The 20,753-nt window shown below is 40.9% G+C and carries 20 protein-coding genes and 1 rRNA gene; 13 read left to right on the forward strand and 8 right to left on the reverse strand.

All coding sequences use genetic code 11. The annotated features are described in order from the left end of the window. From rrf to PHC76_RS00020, 4 genes are all read left to right on the forward strand, one after another. Positions 1-116, forward strand: a 5S ribosomal RNA gene (rrf, locus tag PHC76_RS00005). A gap of 530 nt (positions 117-646) precedes the next feature. Further along, on the forward strand, positions 647-1,912 hold the full coding sequence (locus tag PHC76_RS00010) for an outer membrane protein transport protein (RefSeq protein WP_299969355.1): 1,266 nt from the start codon (positions 647-649) through the stop codon (positions 1,910-1,912). Positions 1,913-2,079: 167 nt separating this feature from the next. Further along, complete coding sequence (locus PHC76_RS00015; RefSeq protein WP_299969353.1) at positions 2,080-3,090, forward strand: hypothetical protein; 1,011 nt, start codon at positions 2,080-2,082, stop codon at positions 3,088-3,090. Further along, positions 3,087-3,917 (forward strand): hypothetical protein, encoded by an 831-nt coding sequence (locus PHC76_RS00020; protein ID WP_299969351.1) that lies wholly within the window; start codon positions 3,087-3,089, stop codon positions 3,915-3,917. Before PHC76_RS00015 ends, PHC76_RS00020 begins: the two co-directional genes overlap by 4 nt. Before the next feature lie 137 nt (positions 3,918-4,054). Here the strand turns inward: PHC76_RS00020 and PHC76_RS00025 are convergent, their stop codons facing one another. Genes PHC76_RS00025 through PHC76_RS00035 form a run of 3 tightly spaced genes read right to left on the reverse strand, consistent with a single transcriptional unit; the run spans position 4,055 to position 6,061 of the window. Next, positions 4,055-5,095, reverse strand: a complete 1,041-nt coding sequence (locus tag PHC76_RS00025; protein WP_299969349.1) for an Mrp/NBP35 family ATP-binding protein — start codon at positions 5,093-5,095, stop codon at positions 4,055-4,057. Beyond that, complete coding sequence (locus PHC76_RS00030; protein ID WP_299969347.1) at positions 5,085-5,459, reverse strand: hypothetical protein; 375 nt, start codon at positions 5,457-5,459, stop codon at positions 5,085-5,087. Before PHC76_RS00030 ends, PHC76_RS00025 begins: the two co-directional genes overlap by 11 nt. Next, on the reverse strand, positions 5,456-6,061 hold the full coding sequence (locus PHC76_RS00035) for a hypothetical protein (protein WP_299969345.1): 606 nt from the start codon (positions 6,059-6,061) through the stop codon (positions 5,456-5,458). Before PHC76_RS00035 ends, PHC76_RS00030 begins: the two co-directional genes overlap by 4 nt. A gap of 324 nt (positions 6,062-6,385) precedes the next feature. Between PHC76_RS00035 and PHC76_RS00040 the strand changes: the two genes are divergently transcribed. The 7 genes from PHC76_RS00040 (at position 6,386) to PHC76_RS00070 (ending at position 14,882) form a co-directional block, all read left to right on the forward strand. Further along, on the forward strand, positions 6,386-7,501 hold the full coding sequence (locus PHC76_RS00040) for a sulfurtransferase (RefSeq protein WP_299969343.1): 1,116 nt from the start codon (positions 6,386-6,388) through the stop codon (positions 7,499-7,501). 9 nt (positions 7,502-7,510) lie between these two features. After that, positions 7,511-10,423 (forward strand): molybdopterin-dependent oxidoreductase, encoded by a 2,913-nt coding sequence (locus PHC76_RS00045; RefSeq protein ID WP_299969341.1) that lies wholly within the window; start codon positions 7,511-7,513, stop codon positions 10,421-10,423. Between the two features lie 9 nt (positions 10,424-10,432). Beyond that, positions 10,433-11,530 carry a 4Fe-4S dicluster domain-containing protein gene (locus PHC76_RS00050; protein ID WP_299969339.1) on the forward strand — a complete coding sequence of 366 codons (1,098 nt, stop codon included), beginning with the start codon at positions 10,433-10,435 and terminating at the stop codon, positions 11,528-11,530. Then, positions 11,530-12,732, forward strand: coding sequence for an ethylbenzene dehydrogenase-related protein (locus PHC76_RS00055; RefSeq protein WP_299969337.1), 1,203 nt, complete (start codon positions 11,530-11,532; stop codon positions 12,730-12,732). The genes PHC76_RS00050 and PHC76_RS00055 overlap by 1 nt, the downstream gene beginning before the upstream one ends. Beyond that, a complete protein-coding gene (locus tag PHC76_RS00060; RefSeq protein WP_299969335.1) occupies positions 12,732-13,130 on the forward strand; it encodes a hypothetical protein in 399 nt (132 codons plus the stop codon). Before PHC76_RS00055 ends, PHC76_RS00060 begins: the two co-directional genes overlap by 1 nt. Before the next feature lie 101 nt (positions 13,131-13,231). Then, positions 13,232-13,801, forward strand: coding sequence for a molecular chaperone TorD family protein (locus tag PHC76_RS00065; protein ID WP_299969333.1), 570 nt, complete (start codon positions 13,232-13,234; stop codon positions 13,799-13,801). Then, on the forward strand, positions 13,794-14,882 hold the full coding sequence (locus PHC76_RS00070) for a 4Fe-4S dicluster domain-containing protein (RefSeq protein WP_299969331.1): 1,089 nt from the start codon (positions 13,794-13,796) through the stop codon (positions 14,880-14,882). Before PHC76_RS00065 ends, PHC76_RS00070 begins: the two co-directional genes overlap by 8 nt. A 37-nt stretch (positions 14,883-14,919) precedes the next feature. Here PHC76_RS00070 and PHC76_RS00075 read toward each other — a convergent pair whose 3' ends face one another. From PHC76_RS00075 to PHC76_RS00095, 5 genes are read right to left on the reverse strand one after another with little or no spacing between them, the layout of a single operon-like run. Continuing rightward, positions 14,920-15,891, reverse strand: coding sequence for a DUF6781 family protein (locus tag PHC76_RS00075; RefSeq protein ID WP_299969329.1), 972 nt, complete (start codon positions 15,889-15,891; stop codon positions 14,920-14,922). 8 nt (positions 15,892-15,899) lie between these two features. Beyond that, a complete protein-coding gene (locus PHC76_RS00080; protein ID WP_299969327.1) occupies positions 15,900-16,172 on the reverse strand; it encodes a DUF493 domain-containing protein in 273 nt (90 codons plus the stop codon). After that, positions 16,150-16,623, reverse strand: coding sequence for a cyclic pyranopterin monophosphate synthase MoaC (moaC, locus tag PHC76_RS00085; protein WP_299969325.1), 474 nt, complete (start codon positions 16,621-16,623; stop codon positions 16,150-16,152). The genes PHC76_RS00080 and moaC overlap by 23 nt, the downstream gene beginning before the upstream one ends. Before the next feature lie 20 nt (positions 16,624-16,643). Continuing rightward, entirely contained in the window at positions 16,644-17,222 is a 579-nt protein-coding gene (gene mobA / locus PHC76_RS00090) for a molybdenum cofactor guanylyltransferase MobA (protein ID WP_299969323.1), read from the reverse strand. Beyond that, entirely contained in the window at positions 17,222-17,689 is a 468-nt protein-coding gene (locus tag PHC76_RS00095; protein ID WP_299969321.1) for a DUF2780 domain-containing protein, read from the reverse strand. Before PHC76_RS00095 ends, mobA begins: the two co-directional genes overlap by 1 nt. Positions 17,690-17,888: 199 nt before the next feature. Here PHC76_RS00095 and PHC76_RS00100 point away from each other — a divergent pair, with 199 nt between their 5' ends. Next, positions 17,889-18,779 (forward strand): neutral zinc metallopeptidase, encoded by an 891-nt coding sequence (locus PHC76_RS00100; protein ID WP_299969316.1) that lies wholly within the window; start codon positions 17,889-17,891, stop codon positions 18,777-18,779. Positions 18,780-18,905: 126 nt separating this feature from the next. Continuing rightward, positions 18,906-20,729, forward strand: a complete 1,824-nt coding sequence (locus PHC76_RS00105) for a hypothetical protein (protein WP_299969314.1) — start codon at positions 18,906-18,908, stop codon at positions 20,727-20,729. The last annotated feature ends 24 nt before the right edge of the window (positions 20,730-20,753 follow it).

Raw genomic sequence — 20,753 nt, forward strand, 5'->3', positions numbered from 1 at the left:
TCAGGTGGCTATAGAGAGGGGGAAACGCCCGGTCCCATTCCGAACCCGGAAGCTAAGACCCTCTTCGCTCATAATACTGCATCTTTCAGGTGTGGAAACGTAGGTCGCCGCCTGGCCTTAGAATTTCAAACTCTTTCTTCTTTCAAAATCAACTCCTCCTTTTCAAATTAAAATCAATACCAATTACATTTTACGATCACACTCTTTTATATACATTCTTTCTTTTTATCAAATACTTTTTATATCAATGTTAACCCTTTAGCAAGCGCAGGTTTAATCTACAAAGTACTTTTATAATGCTCTTCACACCTTCGCAACTAAAGTATACTTTAGGTTGAATAATATAACTGTTACCTTTCGAAACAAAAAAGCATTTTCTCAAAATATTATTACATTTTAAAAAAGCTGTTATCAAATAACTAGTTTTAAATTTTCTCCTATAGTAAAGTATTTTACTCCATTCTGACGGTTATATCAGATAATAATCTCTAATAACACCGTCGTATTTCATACGTAATACTTACTATTTGAAAATCTTATTTTGTGATAATTTCGTGTTAAGTTTAAATTTATTTTATCGCCCCTATAATGGTGCTGTTAACGAATCGTTTACCGATTTGAATTTTAAACAGATTGAGGAGAATCAATGAAACGTTCTATTAAATTGGCAGTAGCTGCAGCAGTTGCGTTAACTGCAACATCATCATTCGCAACAAACGGAGATCATCTAATTGGATTAGGTGCAAAAGCACGTGGAATGGGTGGTGTTGGTATTGGTGTGTCTCATGGTGCTGAGTCAGCACTTGCTAACCCTGCTTTGATCACTAGTGTAAAAGGGACTGAAGTTTCATTCGGCGGTACTATTTTTATGCCTAAAGTATCTGCTGATATGGGTGCAGGATATACAGACAGTGCATCAGATTTAAGTATGATTCCTGAAGTGTCATTGGCATCTAAGTTAAGTGACAATTTTTATATGGGTGTTGGTATGTGGGGAACTGCAGGTATGGGGGTTGACTACAGAGATGGTACCGGTTATACATCTAATATGAATATGGTCACAAATCTTCAGCTAATGCAATTTGGTCTTCCAATGGCGTTTAAAGCCGCTGGATTTAGTCTCGGTGTAACACCGATCATCCAATACGGAGCATTGGATATTAACTATAAAACCGACACTAATGGTGATGGTACAGCAGAAAACTATGGAAATGGTGTTGCACAAGACATCGCATATGGATATACATTGGGCGCTTCCTATGAAATTTCTAGCGCGACAGTGGGTATGGTATATAAATCGCCGATAGATATGGAGTATAAAGGTCAACTATCAAGTGCGACTGCCCCTTTTGCGGCGATGGGTATTTTTCCGGGTGCAATGGGTGATCATTTGGAGCAACCTGCAGAAATTGGAGTAGGTGCATCGTATAAAATGGGTGGAAATACTATTGCAGTAGATTATAAACAAATCAAATGGGCAGATGCTAAAGGATATAAAGATTTTGGTTGGGATAATCAAAATGTTTTAGCCCTTGGTTATGAATATGCAGGACAAGGCTATGCAATCCGATTGGGTTATAATCATGCAAAGAGTCCAATCAGTGATGCAGGTGCTATGACGGTAGCACAAGCTGGTGCAGCAGCAGGTGGCCCAAATATTTATCCATATCTCGGTGGTAATGCAATGAATATGTTTAATTTACTTGGTTTTCCTGCTATCGTTGAAACACACTATACGCTTGGTGGTACATACGAAGTCTCTAAAACAACTTCATTTGACTTAGCCTATATCTATTCACCTGAAACAACAACAACTCTTATGACAATGCCAGATAGTCTTGGAAATGATCATACAACTTCTGTTAAGCACTCTCAATCAGCATTAAGTGTACAGCTTAACTACAACTTTTAATTATTTCTTATTTTCCTCTCCACTCTGGAGAGGTTCACATTCTATTCACTATTTTAAGTCATGATAAGAGATCAAATTGTTGGTGTGTTATCATCGTTTATTAGATAACTTTGTGATACAATAGTCTATATAAATGAGTTTTACTCAACATAATACAAGGGGAAAAAATGTTTAACAAACTTTTAATGAGTGCATGTGCATTATCACTTGCAGCATCAGTTGCATTTGGTGCACAAGGGGCTAAATTTTACATTGGTGAGGGAGATAAAGAAAAGCCTTATATGGATTTGGTCAATAGTAAGATCACTTCTATCGGATTTGTCTTGTCTGATCCACACGAACATATTAATTCTGCCTACAAAACAAAATGGGGAACGCCGACACAAACGATCAAAGGGGTAACATCAGCTCATCCGGATTTTGATCCTACATTTAAAGAAACCCTCGATAATTTAGGGTTTTTCTCTATTACTAACGATAAGGCTGTTGGGCCATTGCTGATGAAAGAGCCATCTTTGGGTGGATTTTCGCCATTTAATCTCCACATCTATAAAAAAATGGGTGAAGATAAAACTTATGTAGGGCATGTTATGCCAGATACGATGTTGGATATCGTCGGAGTAAAAGATGCAGATGTGCGTAAACAATTTAATGCTTCTTTTGCAGAGCTTGATAAAATGACCGAAAAAGAGGTTGGCTCAAAAGTTCAATATGTTGATTACAAAGCATTACCTGCTAAACCAATGATGACCTTTGAAATACCGTTTGATCGTGCAGGTGGTGTAGAGAAATTTAAAAGTGATTTTCAAAGTAAATTTGAAGAGGCATTTGAAGCTCATAAATACATTATCGCAGGCTATAAAGACATGAAAGGGTCTATGGATGATTTAGGGGTTAAATTTGACCGTTTTGATGCTTATTGGGTCTATTCATTGTGTCATTTCCGTTTCTCGGAAGGTATTTTCAATAACGGACGTCCTGATGCGGGTGTATTCGCACCGTGTTCAATGTATATGTATGTTGACAAAGGATCAAATAAAATGATGGTGGGTATGCCTCGTTTGGAAACATGGATTGCGGTAATGGGTCTTAAAGATCCTAAAATGGTTGATTCAATTATGAAATTAGACAAAGAGATCACTACTATTATGACCGATCTGGGAGCAAAAGAGCTATGAAAAAAACCCTATCATTAATGGCATTGGCTTTTGCTGTTGTCTTTTCAGGATGTTCAGCGACAGCACCAAAGGTTGACGGTGGTGCTCCTATAGAGAAAATGGTTGCAACATATAAGATTGGTGAGTATGTTGATGTTGAAACAGCAAAAGCAAAATTAATCGCTAATGGTTTTGAAGTTGTAAGTACTTCTAAGCAAGGAGAGAATGGGACAACCATTTTGTATACCAATGCGGCTATGAAAGCGGATGCTAATAAGCCTATGAGAGGTTTTGCAGCTGTTGGAAGAATTTTAGTTGATGATGAGCGTAAGCAAGTGCATATTGCGAATCCGATTTATTTCGGCGCTGCATTTATGCAAGATCAATACAATCATAAACTAGCGTCTACTACATTGGCATCGCTAGAAAAAGCATTTGGTCCGTTAAAAAATTCTGAGGATCAATGGGAATTTACGGGGCTAGGAAGTTACCGTTTTATGATTAGTATGCCATACTATCAAGATATGGATATTGTCGGTGAAGGCTCAACTGCTGATTTGGTTGCTCGTGCAAAAGCGGCAAAAGGAACGGTTGTTCAAGTGGGTGATGATCGTTACCTTGCTTTCGTTGATTTGGATAAGCGTACAAATGCTTTCCCTAAAAAAATTGGTACACAAAATGGGGAACTTTTACCATGGGCTGTACTAATTGAAGGTGGACAAGCAAGAGCATTAAATGCTAAATATTATATTGCAGTGAGCTATCCATTGTTGGACATGGGTGGATTTATGGGCATTATGACAATCCCTGATGCGGTTACAAAAAGTCTTCAAAAATCGTTTAAATAAAATCTCTATCTCGACACCCTGAACTTCACGTGCCCTTTAGGGTAGATTCAGGCTCTAAGAGATACCGAATCAAGTTCGGCATGACTGAGGAAGTGGGGTTTTAACCCCGCATCAAGACGGGAGCAAAGTCTCATCTCCTAGATTTTAAACTTTACCGCTTTTAACATCTCTTCAACAATATCTTTGTAGTAACTTTTCAATTCATCGTTTCCTAAAACGACTGGCGGTTCTCCGTTATCTGAACCTTGACGAATGTCCATGTTTAACGGAATTTGACCGAGCAAGGGAATATTGTAGCGTTCTGCTAATCTCTCTCCTCCTCCTGAACCGAAAATATCGTAACGGTTTCCGGTATCTGGAGCGATGAAATAGCTCATATTTTCTACTAACCCTGCCATTGGGACGTGGATATCTTGGAACATTCTTATGGCACGACTAACATCATCAGAGGCGACGAGTTGAGGGGTGGTGACAAGAACGCCGGCAGTGATAGGGAGCTCTTGTGCCATAGTAAGTTGGATATCACCCGTTCCCGGAGGCATATCAATCACCATAAAATCAAGCTCTCCCCATGCAACATCTTCGAGAAACTGTATGAGTGCCGATACGGCAACCGATGAGCGCCATACAAGCGGTGTATCAGAGGTGGGGGTAGTGAGGGCGACACTCATGATTTTAAGACCATAATTTTCGCTTGGAACGATTTTATTATCATCATTCCAACGGATTTTTTCCAAATCGGTATTGGTGAGGCGGGGAATATTTGGACCATAGACATCGGCATCTAAAATACCGACACGGTACCCTTTTTGTGCAAGAGCAATAGCAAGATTAACACTGACGGTGCTTTTACCGACTCCCCCTTTTCCGCTGGTAACGGCAATAACATTCTTGGCATAAGGGGCACGGTTATTTGGGGTTGCAGTATGCCCGTAGTTGGTATCTTTTGGCGCTTGTGTTTTTTTGGTGACGTTAAGAGATTTAAATTCATGTGTAAAGGCTGTTTCAATTACTGCTTTGACTGCAAGATAGGAGTCATCACTGACGGTCAGGAGTTCAACATGGGCATTTCCATCATTCACTTTAACAGTAGATATGAGCTTGAGTTCACCGAGGGTGCGGTCGAGATTTGGGTATTTAAGAGTCTGAAGAGAATGTTCAAATGTTTTAGCGTTCATATGGATTTCCTCTGCTCTCACGTGCGAGAAGCGATTTGGTACCACTTGCTTTTTGTGCTAGTCGAGAGAGTGGTACACGCGCTGATGGGTATTCAAGACTAAGGCGGTGATAGGCGGTAATACGCTCATCGATAAGGGTATTAAGTGATGCTATAACACTATTGATTGTTCCCATTTTGTCACTTTCGTTGAGAAGCTCTTTTATAAGCATTTCACGTGAATGCATGGAAAGTTCTAACCCATTTTGATCTGCTATGGTGATAAAATCAGCGGCACTGAGGTAGAGCCCTGAGAAAAAAGTATTGAGAAAATGGTTCTCTAGCGAGAGAAATTTACTGGGTGCTTCCTGATGATTTTTTTTCATTGTCGTCCATCCAGATTCGCACGAGCTGCTTTGGTAACATCAATGTCATGATCTTTGAGAAGTATTTCGATAATTTCACTGGGTGCTCCACGATTTTCAGCGAGGCGCATACGAACCATTTTATCGTTATCGTCTGCAAGAATTTTTAAAAGCTTAGGAGAGGTATTGGGATTACCGGAGAGCCCATCGCGAACGATTTTTTCATCGCTGAAAAATTTATCCAATACATCGCTAGGGGTAGAGGGGTTAGTAGCAACTAGTGCACGAACAAGATTAATCGAATCGGTTGCCAAATGACGTAAAACTTCTACCGGAGTATGAGGGTTTTTAGCAACTGCCCAACGTGCCCCCATATCGACAGGATTTTTTGAAATATCAATCAGAAGCTCAACCATCACGGGGCTGTATTCTTTCTCTCTTTCATAGACAGAGGTTCGTAATGAGAGGTTCATTGCGACTTGCCCTACAAGTTGTTTATCATCACGAAATGCATTGTAAATAGAGCGTACATCTTCGATGGGAAGTGTTTTATCCTCAAGTAATTCAATCAGCTTTTGGGTGTCAGATTGCTCAATAGCAGAGGAAATAATGGCAGTACTCATACGAGAACTCCTTGAAATTTGATATAAATGTAATTGTGAGTCTATCAAAAACTGATTAAACAATTGCTTTTAATATTGATAGCTAAGGTTAAGAAAAGTTAATAGATAAATAAGAAAACATAAAAACAGACGTTGCTATTTATAAAACAAAAAATGAGATAATAATGTAACAATTTGTAAACAATATAAGAAATTTGAATGACGATTTAAGAGTTATTAAGAGTGCTCGATCTATAATAAATGCGGTTATTCCGTAAAATAGCTGTTTTAATGATGCAGCACATATTGAGAATATTAATTTTAATAAAAGATGAAGGAGCACGGATGAATAGATTGTTAACAACACTCTGTTTGGCGGCATCATTATCTGCAGCAAATGTATTGGCTGCAGATTATGTAAATAAGGATATCCTTATTTCAGCCGAAGAAGCGATTAAGCTTATCGGGAACCCAAAAGTGATGTTTGTATCGGGTGATAACGAAGATATTTACAAGCTCGGTCACATCAAGGGTTCAGTTGAGATGTATGCACACCATTTGCATCACTCTGATATAGACGGAGAGATGCATTGTGCACCGCTATATCGTTGTATCGATGATGCAGAGGAAGTTATTGGTAAAAAAGGGATTAGCAATGACATGATGGTTATTGCGTATGATGACTTTAAGGGACCAAATGCAACAGGCGTATACTCATTTTTTGACAGTTTCGGTCATAAAAATGTAAAAGTTTTGAATGGTGGACGTGCAGCTATTATGGCGATAGATCCAGCTCAAAAAGAGTATGACGGGCTAAACAAAGATCTTAAAGTGGCGACTAAAGCACTCAAAGATGCAAAAGAGGCATTGAAAAAAGAGGGAGCTGACAAAGCATCTCTCGATGCGACTATCGCAAAAGCACAAGCCGATACAGCAGATTTAAAAGCAAAAATGGCTGATGTTGAAAAACGCCTTTTGGTTGTAAAAGGTGATGAAGTTGACACCCCAAAAATGTACAAAATTGATCCTAAAAAAATCAAATACAGCGTCATTGCTGATAAAAACGAAGTTAAGCACGCTATGGAAGATATCTTGAAAAACGGGAAAAATTCACAATATGTGATTATCGATTCTCGCGGTATTGCTGAGATCATCGGTGAGCGTAAAATGGATAATGTAGCACGTGGAGGACACGTTCCGGGTGCGACATTTATCGAGTGGAGTCAAATTTCGGATGCAGATAAAAAAATGTCCTTTAAATCTGCGGATGAGATTCAAAAGGTATACGACAATTACGGTGTTACTAAAGATAAAACGATATATGCGTATTGTCATGTAGGGGCTGGACGAAGTTCTGAACATATTACAGCACTTCAATTGCTCGGTTACAAAAACGTCAAAGTATTCACAGGAAGCTGGGATGTTTGGGGTAACGACATGAATCTTCCGATTAAACGATAAGGCTCAAATATGACAAAAGTAATGAATAATAATCGCCGTGACTTCCTCAAAGTATCAGGGATGACGGCTGCATTGGTAGCTTCTCAAGGCTCACTTTTTGCAAAAACAAATGTAATGTCTGTTGAAAACGGTAAGGAAAATTACCCGAATACCAACTATACCGAAAATATGTACCGTAATGAATTCTCTTTTATCTACGGCAAAAAAGAGGAACACGGGTTTGCATACCACTGTGTAAACTGTCAAGGTAACTGTGCGTGGGAAGTTTGGTCTAATAACGGTGTTGTTACCCGTGAAAACCAATCGGCTCGCTATCCGGTAATCAATGCTAAAATCCCTGACTTCAACCCGAGAGGATGTAACAAAGGGGTTCAGCACTCACAAGTGATGTACCAAAAAGATCGTATCCTCTATCCTATGCAACGTGTCGGTGAGCGTGGAGAAGGGAAATGGAAACGTATTAGCTGGGATGAAGCGGCAGAAGTGGTATGTCAACAAATCTTTGATTGTTTAACAGACCCTGAACGTGGACCGGATAAATTGATGGTTCACGCGGGAACCGGTCTTTTGACTGAAGGTCGCCGTGGTGCTCCATTACGTTTCTCTACTCAGCTTGGAGCCATCCGTATCTATCCGTCATCATACCTTGGGGATATGTTCTCAGGTGCGGCGATTGCCTACGGTGAAGGTAACGTAGGTTGTACATGGGATTTCATGTATACCGTTGATACTGCGGTAATGTGGGGTGGAAATCCATCGGTTTCTCGTATTCCGGATGCTCACTTCGTATGGGAAGGGAAATATAACGGGGCAAAAATCATCGTTATCACCCCTGAGTTCAATGCAACGGCAAAATCAGCCGATCTTTGGATTCCGATTAAAGCGGGTGCCGATAATATTTTGGCAATGAGTGTTATCCAAGTTATCTTGGAAGAAAAACTTTATAAACCTGAATTTATGAAAACCTTCACCGATCTTCCATTTTTAGTAGATGTTGAAACTCAAAAAATGATTCGCCGTTCTGATATGGAACATGCGGCTAATGAAGAAGATCATCATAAATACGAAGAAGAGTTCTATTGTATGAACAAAGCAACGGGTAAAGTTGCATTGATGCCAGGTTCAGAAGGGTCTAAAATCAAATCGCTTCGTCTTGACGAGCAGGGGATTGAGCCGGAGCTTGAAGGAGTATGGAAAATTACCGATGTGCATGGTGACAAACGTAAGGTAACCACTGTATTTGAAATGCTCAAAAAATCGGCGGCAAAATTTGCACCGGAAGCAACCAAAGAGATCACTGGTGTCCATCCGGATACCGTTCGTACACTTGCACGCGATATTGCTATCCCTAAAGTGGTTGAAATTACTACCGGATTCTCATTAAACAAATACTTCAATGGTGTTATGTCGATTTGGAATATCTCTTCTATTTGTGGTTTAACAGGTCGTATGGGGCCGTACGGCGGTCTTAACACTGAAAATGAGTTTACTCTCTCAGGACTTGGTGTTCTTGGTGGATTCAGTGGTAAATACAATGCCCGTTTCGGTTCTGGATTCGTAGGTGAGTTCGTATTTGGTGATGGGATGAAAACATTCGATCAGTATTTTAGTGACGAGGATGTTAAGCGTGCCCAAAACGGTATGTCTAAAAAAGAGTATATGGCTGTATTATCAGAAATGCTTAAATCGGGTGAAAACGATACAATCAACAAAGCTTCTAAGCATGGTAATGTAAACAAACCATGGTGGCAACCTGATTGTGCTCTCATCGTAGCCGATTCTAAATTCCGTCGTAATAAAGGGTCTGAATATCGTAAAGCATTCTTGAATAAAACGAAATTTTACGGTTATGTCGATTACCGTATGTCTGAAGCAGCGCAATTTGCCGACATTTTATTACCGGCAAAATCACACTACGAAGTGTATGATTTGCGTACTTCTCCGGGTTATCACCGTTTTACGAACCTTGCTCAACCGGTTGCCAACATCAAAAATGTGGGTGAATCGATGGATGAGTGGTCAATGTTTACTTTCCTCGCTAAGAAAATGGAAGAGATTGCAAACCGACCTCAAAATATCGATAAAGCAAAAGTTAAAGATCATCCGAAATACGCAAAACCGGGTTTCCATGATTTGACTATTTTCCATAAAGAGTACACTAACACTGACCCTGAATCCGAAGGAGCTGGTGAAAACTATCTCGGTACTGATAAAATGGCAGTACAAGCGGCATTGGAAAAATGTGAGCAATATGAGCCGTGGACAATGGAAAAAATGTACAAAGTGGGTGGATTCTTACTTATCAATGAAAAAGCGGCAAAATCATCTCCATTGTACTCTGATCGTCCGTACAGCTCTATGGAGTATCACTTGTATAAATTTGAGCGTCTTGAAACGTTGTCAGGTCGTCAAACATTCTATGTTGACCACGATACGTATATCAAAATGGGTGCAGCAACTAACACTGGTATGCAAGGGATTCGTCCACAGTCTAAAGACTATCCGTATGTATTTATGACTCCGCATGCTCGTTGGTCAATCCACTCGAACTATAAAACATCACGTACGTTGCTACGCCTACAACGCGGTGTTCCTGCGGCACAAGTGAATCGTGTCGTTGCAGAAGCCAAAGGGATTAAAGATGGAGATACTATCCGTATTTATAATGCTCTTGGTGAGTTCTATGCAATGGCAAAACTCTCTTCATCTGCACCGGCTGATGGATTAGTTTTAGAGCATGGATGGGAACCGTACATGTATTTGAAAAATAAAGGTCATAATGAAGTTGTTCCTACTGCACTGAACCTTCTTGAAATGGCTGATGGATGGGGTCACTTGAAATTCGGTGGTCTATGGGATGGTAACCAATACGCTTATGATGGTGCCGTGAACTATGAAAAAGCAACTGACGTAAAATATTAAGGGGTTTAGATGTCTAAAAGACAATTAGCAATGGTCATGGACCTGAACAAATGTATCGGGTGCCAAACATGTACTGTGGCATGTAAAACACAGTGGACGAACCGTAATGGTCGTGAATATATGTACTGGAATAACGTTGAAACCTATCCAGGGACAGGTTATCCAAAAAATTGGATGGAGCTTGGCGGTGGATTTGACGCTGCCGGCGATCTTCAACCGGGTGTCATCCCGAATCTCGAAGCAGATTATGGGGTACCTTGGGATTATAACTATGAGTCATTGGTAACCAGCAGTGCAGATCACAGCCACTTCCAACCACATGTATCACCTACATGGGGACCAAACTGGGATGAAGACCAAGGTGCGGGTGCATTCCCACAAGATAACTATTTCTTCTATTTACCACGGATTTGTAACCACTGTACCAATCCGGGTTGTTTGAGTGCATGTCCACGTGACGCAATCTTTAAACGTGAAGAAGACGGTGTTGTTTTGGTTGACTTGGATCGTTGTCAAGGGTACCGCTATTGTATCGCGGGATGTCCTTATAAAAAAATCTATTTCAATCCAAAAATCTCTAAATCAGAGAAATGTATCCTTTGTTTCCCACGTATCGAGCAGGGTCTTCCACCGGCGTGTGCGCAACAATGTGTCGGTCGTATCCGCTTCGTAGGGTTCTTGGATGATGAAGAATCACAAGTGTATAAATTGGTTAACAAATATAAGGTAGCTATCGGACTTCGTTCTGATTATGGTACTCAGCCAAATGTTTATTATGTACCGCCAACCGAATCTCCGGCAAAATTTGATGCTGAAGGTAAAATCATTGAAGGCTCAACGCGTCTTCCAATCGAAGAGTTGGAAAAATTATTTGGTCCTGCAGTTCACGATTCTATCAAAACGCTTAAAGCTGAGATGAAAAAACGTAAAGAGACGGGTGTGAGTGAGCTCATGGATATCTTGATTGCGTATCAACATGCTGATATGTTCCGTTTGGATAACCACTATTACCAAGAGGTAGCAAAAGAGCATAAACGAACACCATTGGCACCAGTAGATACACGCTATATTGCCGGTAAATTTACAAAAGCGGGGGGGCACCACTAATGAACAAGCTTCTTACTTCAATTCTTTCATTAGGTTTTGCCGCTTCTGCGGCATTGGCAGCCAATCCAGCGATTAGTGCTGTGAAAGTAACAGATGATTTAACGAATGTTGATGGCAATTCAGCGGTATGGGCAAAAGCTAAATATACCACTGTCAATCTTTATCCGCAAATGGCTATCGAAATGAACGATAAAAATGCGAATGAAGCAAATGAAAATAACAAAGCTAAAGCAGCATCGGTTGCAGCTTTGTATGATGGTAAAAATATTGCTTTGAGCGTGAAATGGTTGGATAAAACCAAAGACGTACAAGCAGGATATGCAACCACAACCTATGGAGACGGTTTCGCGATTCAATTCGCCGGTATCACCAAAGGTGCTCAACCGCTCCCTTACATCGGAATGGGTTCAACCGGTCGTCCAGTTGTGGTACACCTCCAAAAAGCAAATGAAAAAGTGTATGAGCCAAATGGAAACGGTGATGTTTCTACACAGCTTAATCGTCAACAAACAGGCGTATTTGGAAAAGAGTTGGCGGAGTATGATGCTAAGGTTGCCTCTTTAGCTAATAAAGATTATGAGCGTGTATTTGTCGGTGAAGGATTTCGTTCATTGACAGAGATTAAAGACAAATCTGTGAAATCAAATAGCTCAATGAGTCATGACACTAAGGGATGGTCAGGCACTTTAGTCCGTCCTCTCAAAGATGATTATGTGAACATGAGCGGAACAGTCCCTGTCGCTATTGCCGTATGGGATGGATCTAAAATGGGTCGCAACGGGGTAAAAAATTTATCTTCATGGGTTGCGGTGAATCTTGAAGGGCAGAAACCTAACGCTGCATTGGTTGCAGATTTGACAACTGATGCTAAAGGGGACGCTGCTAATGGTAAAGTAGCTTTAGAGACCAATGGATGTAACGGTTGTCACCAAATGAGTGCGGCTGATCCTAAATCGTTTATGGCACCTTCACTAAAAGATGTCGGTGGTTATTCAACGGCATCATATTTACGCGAGTCAATCTTAAAGCCGTCTGCGGTTGTTGTACCAGGTTATAATCGTAATGCGCACGCTAATACACCATGGTACAATATTGAAAAAGGTAAGCGTATCTCAACTATGACCGATTTTAGTCATTTAGACAAAAAGAGTGTAGATGATATCGTTGCTTATCTTCAAACCTTGAAAGCGGAGGTAGAATAATGAAAAAGATAGCTCTAGTATGTGCTGCGCTCGTTGTAAGTGCATTTGCAAACGAAGGTAAAGAGTTTGAGGGGTTGTTAACCACACCTGCTTGTGCGGCACAAGGTGCATTTAACGATTGTTATTTGGAAAACTACACGTGCGGTTCTGATGGGTGCTTCAAAAAGATTAATGCGGGTGAAACAACTCATCCAAAATTAGCTCTTTTCCAACATGCGACAGGAAAAGTTTATGAAATTGATGTTTCTAAACTCAAAGTTTCTGAGCTGGGTGAAGGGATGAATAAAAATGGTGTTGTTATCGTTGGGGTACTGGATGAAAAAACCAATACTATCGCGGCAACCGAGTTTAAAGCTCCACCTCCACCAAAAAAATCATTTTTTAAAGGGTGTTTATAACACCTAATCTAACCCCCTTCGGGTTAGATATAATCTAGCTTCATAGGCTATTTGAAAGCCACTCTGTGAGACAATCCTGTACTACTTTTTAGGACTAATGAATGAATACTGAATATCGACGCTATATCTATGCTTTTTTATCGCGTGTTATGAGTAATATCCCTGACCGTCGTTTTATCACTGATCTCAAAAACAATGATGATTTACTTGAGGTTATTGGTGAAGAGACCAAAGTGTGGTTTACCCAAAGCAGTGAAGATATCCTCTATGATGAGCTTAATACCGATTTTACGTCGATGTTTTATCTTAATACGCAGCCGATTGAATCATTTGTTTTGGATGCTAAAAATGAAACCCTTGTGGGATTACAAAATCCGGTAATGGCATTTTACTTCACCCATGGGTTTGAACTCAACATGGATCAAACCGAGCTTATGGCACCCGATCATCTCTCGATAGAGTTGGCGTTTATGCAGATGTTGGTATTTCGAGAAGATCGTAGTGCCCAAATAGCATTTATGGATGAACATCTCTTTATGTGGGTCGTCCCTTATATGTTGGGGATGAAAAGTATGGCATCAACACCGTTTTATCGTGATATATGCGATTTCATGGTGGAGTTTTTGTGCGCTGATTATGAGTATTTACACCAAGAGATCATCAATGGGTAATCATAACTTTGTCCAAAAAAGCAACCTTTTTAGTTTTAGTGCCACCCGATGTTTGCGAAATGAGTATTTTCATAACGATTGTCATATCTGTATCGATTTGTGTCCGAAAGGGGCAATTCACCTTGTCCGAAATAAACTAACACTCTTTGATAATGAATGCATCGAATGTGCAGGGTGTATCGGAAGCTGTCCGAGCGAAGCGTATGAGATAGAGAGTTTTGATCCCAATGAGTTTGCAGTATCGTTTCAAGCGCAAAATAATCCGCAGATATCATGTAAAAGTACCACACCGTGTTTGGGTGTGTTTGATGCTGATCATTTGCTGGTTATGGCATTGCGCGGTGAGATGGTTCCGGTTTGTGATATTAGCCATTGTGGGAGTTGCCCGTTAAATGAAAATGGAAAAATGGAAAATACAATTCGTGAACATATACGATTAGCGAATGAGTTTTTGGTACAGATAGCTATTGACAAAAAGATAGATATATTCGAAGAGATAGAGGTAGAAGCCACGCGACGAGCCCTATTTCGCAAAGGGTTTGAAAAAGCGAAAGAGGTGATTGCCGATACACCGAGTGAACCGCAAAAGAGTATGACGGCGTCACATCATGCACTTCCTAATGTTCGTATGCCATTGAAGCGGGTATTGCTTAAAAACAGCCTCAAAGAGTTTGTGGGTTCATTGGAGATTACGAGTTTTAGTGAGAACTCTCCCCTCTTTTTTAACAAACAGATTGATTTTCAAGCATGTACCAATTGTGGTGATTGCACCCAGTTTTGCCCAACCGATGCACTGTTCCCAACATCGGATAAACAGGGAATCTATTTCTCCCAAGGCAAATGTATCGGATGTGGTATTTGTGAGGATATTTGTAAGACAAAGGCAATCACCTCAAAAGAGGGGTTTGATTTGGTAAGCATCGCTTATGAGCGTGCCGAACAGCTGGTACATTACGATATGGTGATGTGTCACGAGTGTCGTTGTCCCTACCCTTATAAGGGGGGAGACCCGATATGCGATCGTTGTGAGGGGTATAAAAAAGAGTTTAGCAATATGTTTACGTTAGCGAAGGATATGTAGCTTTCGTCATACCCGCGTAGGCGGGGATGACAGGATGCTATTTTTTATCCATCGCCTCTTTGGCACTTTTGAGTGCCCCTTCCATCGTTGATTTCGCAACGCTCCATGCCCGTTTCCCCATCGCTTTTGCATCTTTTGCTGATTGTGAGTTAAGGAGAGCCGCACTGCGTTGGGTTACCTCTTGGCGGAGTTTAGAGAGTTTACCTTGGAGCAGTTTTGCTGTTTCTTGGGAGAGTATTGAGAGCTCATCGCTATCAAGACGGATTTCTGTACCGATTGCTGTTAGTTTTTCGATCAATACGGAAGAGTTGTTTTTTGAGAGCCCGTGGACAATTTGTCCAAAGAGGGTGTGAATCTGTTCTAACTCATCCTCGATCATTTGGTACTCTTTATGATATAGGGCTCTAATCTCATCAGGAACGTAGAGGAGATATTGACGGAATTTTTCAATCGATTTATGAAGGGCAGAGCGTATCCCCAAGAGTGTACCGCGTAAAATCGGTTCGGCTTGGTTCGGTGTCGCTTCGGCTACGTTGAGTGCACTTTGAAGGATACTTGAAAAGATTTTACGAATACGCACGGCGTTGAGGACGTTGGCGTTAAGGGTTTGGTAGGTAATCTCTTTGATGATTTCATGGAGGGTCTCTTCAATATCGGAGCTTTTTTCCAATGTGGTAATAATGGCGGATTCTACCATCTCTTCGAGAATATCGAGCAAATCGACCGATTGTATTTTGATTTGATGCAGTTTCTCTAACAGGTTATTATCGTCACTGAATTTTTTCTCTAGGATTTCAAAACATTGGTATTTGAGGTGTTGAAGCTCTTCACTTTTGCGAGAGATTTGACGCTCAATTTTCTCTTTTTGTTCCAAAAGATCTTCGAGTTCGTTGTGGAGGGTTTCTGCTTCATTTTTAACGAGAGTCGTTGTGAGTGTTTTGAGCTCTTCCATCGACAGGGAATTCATGTTGTGTTCACTAAATTGTTGTGCAAAAGTTTCGAGACTCATAGGTATCCTTATAAGACCATTTTGATATGGGGGTGTGCTTTTAATGTTTCGTAAAAATAGGTACGTTCGTCCTCATTATGCACTAAGAGTTCTAAGTTCATGCTGATGTATTTTCCACTGCTGCTAGCATTGGAGTGTTCGAGTGTGTAGTTTCGCTCAACACACACTTCCATTACCGCTATCTCAATACCGGCGCGTTCGGTCGCTACGACTTTGTAGCACCAAGTGCAAGGGTATTCAAGCTCAAGTTTTTGTCCGTTAATTTCGCAAGTAATCGCCACTTTTTCCTCCTGATTTTTTCTCTAATTGAATGGGCCCAATGACCATCGATTTGTCGATTGCTTTGAGCATATCGTAGATGGTGAGTAAGCCTATACTTGTCCCCGTTAATGCTTCCATCTCTACCCCTGTTTGACCGCTAAGCTTGGCGGTGACGCTCAAACGAAATCCCGGCAGTTCAGGGAGTTCATCGATATCACAGTGTACACCACTGAGGTTTAACGGATGGCACATAGGGATCATATCCGATGTTTTTTTCGTCCCCATGATGGCGGCTATAACGGCAGTTTGGAGGACAGGCCCTTTTTTGGCGGTTTGGTTGTTAACCGCATCAAATGCCTCTTGAGACATAGTGATAAGTCCGCTCGCCACGGCAATACGCGAAGTAGTGTTTTTATCGGAGACATCGACCATTTTCGGACGATCACGCTCATCGAGATGGGTTAATTGCATAGGGGCTCTTTATCGTATTTTTATTTAGTATTATAGCGGATAAGTGCTGCTTCGTATTCATGAGGATGGTTAAGATTGGCAAAAGCGGTATCATCTTCAAACGGTAGGTAAAGTGTAGCAGATTGGGATAAAAGTTTACCGAGACGATGATCACCTTCGCGTAACATACGTTCGAACTCTTCTTTTAGAGATCGATGATAGAGACCGCATAGAGGATGTGTACCTGATGAGGTTTTGGCAATAACGGCATCGATTGTCTCATTATCTGCTTCTATAAAGCTTCGGAAGATTGTCTCATCCACAAACGGGGTATCAACACTCAAGACAATGACTCTCTCATCTGAGAGTGTGCTAAAGAGGCTGACAAATCCGGCAGTCGGTGCATACTCCGCACTGGTGGAATCGAGGATAAAGGGGGCATCAAAACTAAATTTATCGGCAGTTTTGGTGGAGATATAGACGTGGGTAAAAAGTTTTGAGAGGCGTTTGTATTGGAACTCGGTGAGCGAAGAGTAGTCTCCGAAAGGGAGGAGTGATTTATCTTCCCCCATGCGGGAACTTTTACCCCCTGCAAAAAGGACACACGGGATAGTAAACATTACTGGGCGAATGTCGCTGAAAGTATTTTATCCATACTCGGTTTTGCACCGCTTTGAAGGTATTGGAGTATGAACGGAGAAAATTTGGAAATCATCGAAGAATCCATTCCCAGAAGTGAAAATTGTGATCCGACATCTCCTGTTGCGAGCATTCCCGCAGGTACGGCAGAGAGGAGAGCGTTTACTTGCGGGACTTGTTTGGTGAGTGTTTTAAAATCAGAGGCTTTCATGTTCCCTTTGGTATCGTTCAAAATCGCTGCTGTTCCCCCGATTGCTTGTGTCGGAGTGACTCCCAAAGAGGTGGTAAGGGTGCTGATCAATGGATTGGTAGCAAGTTTTGTATCGACACTTGGGGCTACAGCGGTTGCAATCGGAGCAACTGTTTGCATGGCAGAACCAAAATCAAAAGCATTGGCATGGGTAAAAGAGCCAAGTAGTAGTAAAGAAGTGACATAAAAAGAGCGCATTAATAATTCCTCGTATAGTGGTATAAAGTATAGCCAATCCAAAATATGATGTTGATTAGATTTTGAAATCAGCTATCAATAATAAGTATTATAGATAATGAATGTACTTGAATTGTAATAGCGCTCATATTCTAGGTAAAATGATAGATATTTAAACAGAATTTTGGAATCAATAAAGAAGAAGATAGGGATTAGTGTTATGAAATGGGAAGATTTAAAGCGCAGTAGTAATGTCGAAGATTTACGCTATCGAGGCTCAGGGGGACGGATGAACCTCGGCAGTGGAAGAGGGGCAAATCTGCTCATTCCAATTATCCGATTTTTGATGGGGAGTACTATTGGACGGATTGTTTTAGTGATAGGGGCTGTTGCCTATTTTATGGGATACAATCCTCTTGCCCTACTCGATGCTCAAAACCAAACACGCACTAATGCGGTTGTTAGTCAATCGGATGATGAGCGTAGTGCACAGTTTGTAGCTGCTATTTTGGGGCAAACGGAAGAGATTTGGACGAAGATTTTTGAGCAAAATGGGATGAGCTATCCCAAACCAAAGTTAGTGCTGTTTCGCGGAAGTGTAAAAAGCGGATGTGGATATGCTGATGCTCAGGTAGGACCGTTTTATTGTCCTGTGGATAAAAAAGTGTATCTGGATTTGAGCTTTTTCGATGAACTCTCCCAGCGTCACAATGCCCCCGGAGATTTCGCTCAAGCGTACGTGATCGCCCATGAGATCGGGCACCATGTCCAAAATCAGCTCGGAATATTGGATAAGGCACATCGGGCACAGCAAAGTGACATGGGAAAAGCCAAGGCAAATGCTACGCAGGTAAAAGTAGAGCTTCAAGCTGATTGTTATGCCGGAGTATGGGCATACCACACCCAAAAAGAGAGAGCGGTACTCGAAGAGGGAGACATCGAAGAAGCCCTCAACGCCGCCAGTCAGATCGGCGATGACACGCTCCAAAAGCAGGCGCAGGGGTATGTTGTCCCCGATGCATTTACGCATGGAACATCAGCACAGAGGATGAAATGGTTTAAAAGAGGGTTTGCTAAAGGGACATTGGAAGGGTGTAATACGGGGGTGTAACCTCCAAACTTGTATGTTCCACAGACTAAAAAAAATAGAAATAAACATTTTGGAAGAACTATATGCTAAAATGATTTAAATAGATGTTAGATGCGTTACATTCAATTTTTTACCAAAAGGGTTTATATGCGGAAGTTATGGATACTGTTTATGAGTGTCGGTGTTCTTTTCGGAGATACAGAACAGATCCGTAATGATACGGCTGAACCAATGCTATGTAATGCTTTTTATGGTGCCGAATTTAAAGAGGAAGAGTTATACGGGATCAAGCAGCGGATACAAGTTAAACAAGAACTGCGTATTACTAAGATTTTAGATCAGGGAAGTGTATTTAAACGAGAAGGAAACGGTCTTATCAAGTGTTATAATTCAAAAGCAAAAATTGAGTCCTATGATGGACGCAGTATGAGAATAAGCGATGAAAATGCTTTGGAATCTCATAGAATGAATCATGAGATGTTCGATATCAGTTCTTATGCGAATGCTGATCGGGCATTTGTAGAAAATCGTTATGGTATTTCCCAAAAATGTCAGCCGTATAAAGGTGAAGAATATTGTAAAAAGGCTAATGGTCTTGATATATTGTATGACACCAACGGACGAGTTAGTAAGCTCTTTATATACGGAAATGCGGTGAACAACGGAGAATTGCCTTTTGAACCTGAATCCTTGAACAAACTTTATGTTAATGATGAGCCGCTAGGCTTATGGGTCACTAAAAAAAATAGTGAGTTAATCAACAAAAAACCGACATTACAGACTGATAGCGTGATTTTGTGGGAAAATCCTGCACCATCGATAGAGCGTATTATCATGACTCCGCAAAACGGATATAAGGGGGGCATGAGCTATCGTCATAATCAGGGTGTAGAACTGATGGAAGATCGGCTTCGCTCTATCGAGATTATTTATAAAATTGATGACAAAGCATACAAAGCAAAACATGAAAAGTCTCAAAAAATTGAGACGTGGGGAAAGCACCTCAATCCATTAGGTACTATGCCGCGCAACCGTTTTAAGGCGTTTTATATCAATACGAAAGAACCGAATAAAGTGATTGCTACCGAAGAAGTTCCTAAGGTGAGCATTAACTACCCTTGGGATCAATTTCACGGTATAAAGTCTGAAGATTTCGGCGGGTATTGGGTCGGTGATTACTATTATCCAGAAGAGACGACGATGGAGATCAGTCTTGAACAGAGCTGGGCAAAATCTCGTGTAATTATTGATGGGCGAGTCGTTTATGAAGGTGGAAACAGTACGAGTTTCCCTTATACATTTAAAAAAGGCAGTAATAAGATCGAAGTAGAATATGTCAATAATTGGCATACTACGGGCTTTATGTTAACAATCAAACCAAAAGAAAAGAAGTATAACCGCGATGATTTGCAATTTGCTTTGAAAAGCAAAGTCTCTGCAAATGCCAAGATCTTATATGCCGGTGTTTATGAGAGCAGCCAAAAAGATCAAAACATCATTCTGAAACTGGCTGCGCATAAGGAGCCGGTTATTTTGGTGCTGAGCTCTTACAGTGGGGTTAATTGGATTGTTGAAAATCCTAACAAAGTCAAGATTGAGGCAATCGTTTATTCAGCTTATAATCCAGGAACTGAGATTTCCGGTAATTTGCCATCAACTGTTCCTCTTTTAGCTTTTGATGGGCAATTAGGCAGTTATTCGATGAGTGAACAATGCGATTGTCATGGAGCTATGTTCCATTGTGAAGGGAGCAACGGGCTTGACATTATTCGGAATATTGAAGTAGTTATAGGTAAAACGATGTTTGGCTACAGCGGCAAGTACAGTACCGATGCTATACTATTGCCCCAAACTGTGGTTACGAAAGAGCATCTTGAAAAACTTCGCGATGATCGCCTGAAAATAGAGCAACAACGCGCTGCTTGTCGCAAAGAGACGAATCCGGAGTTTGATAAAATTTTTCAACAATAGGGTTGATATGCTCCATGATTAGTG

The sequence above is a fragment of the Sulfuricurvum sp. genome (genome assembly GCF_028710345.1).
Classification (GTDB): domain Bacteria; phylum Campylobacterota; class Campylobacteria; order Campylobacterales; family Sulfurimonadaceae; genus Sulfuricurvum.